This is a genomic window from Aurantimonas marina (genome assembly GCF_017183135.1).
Taxonomy (GTDB): domain Bacteria; phylum Pseudomonadota; class Alphaproteobacteria; order Rhizobiales; family Rhizobiaceae; genus Aurantimonas; species Aurantimonas marina.
In genome coordinates this window covers 1-710 of the sequence record NZ_JADDXW010000057.1, presented here as the reverse complement: position 1 = coordinate 710, position 710 = coordinate 1, and the positions used below count along the sequence as shown (strand labels likewise).

General features: G+C 67.9%; 1 protein-coding gene. It reads left to right on the top strand.

Annotation, left to right across the window (positions count from 1 at the left end; translation table 11 throughout):
* Positions 1-710, top strand: a 710-nt coding sequence (locus ING15_RS19285) for a methyl-accepting chemotaxis protein (protein WP_232845897.1), incomplete at both ends; no start/stop codon positions are given.

The window sequence follows — 710 nt, the reverse complement described above, 5'->3', positions numbered from 1 at the left end:
TCGATCGCCTCGATCCGGTCGGGTCTTGGCGAGATCAACACGGCGTCGAACGATCTGGCGCAGCGCACCGAACAGCAGGCGGCCAATCTGGAGGAGACGGTGGCGGCGCTGGGCGAGGTGACGACGGCGGTGAATGAAACCGCCGAGGGTGCCGGCAAGGCGCAGACGGCGGCCAGTACCGCCCGCGGCAAGGCGCAGAAGGGCGGCGAGATCGTCGGCCAGGCGGTGGCGGCGATGAGCCAGATCGAAAAATCCTCCGAGCAGATCAACCAGATCATCTCGGTGATCGACGAGATCGCCTTCCAGACCAACCTGCTGGCCTTGAACGCCGGCGTGGAAGCAGCGCGGGCGGGCGAGGCCGGCAAGGGCTTTGCGGTGGTCGCCCAGGAAGTGCGCGGGCTGGCGCAGCGCTCGGCCGAGGCGGCCAAGGAGATCAAGACGCTGATCGCGACCTCGCGCAGCCAGGTGGAGAGCGGCGTCGAGCTGGTGACGGCCTCGGGCAAGTCGCTGGACGAGATCGTCGCCGAGGTGAGTTCGATGGCCGAGCTGATCTCGACCATCGCGGTGAGCGCCAAGGAGCAGGCGACGAGCTTGCGCGAGGTATCGGGCGCGGCCGACCAGATGGACAAGGTGACGCAGCAGAACGCGGCGATGGTGGAAGAGGCGACGGCGGCCAGCCAGACCTTGTCCAACGAGACCGAGGAACTGGC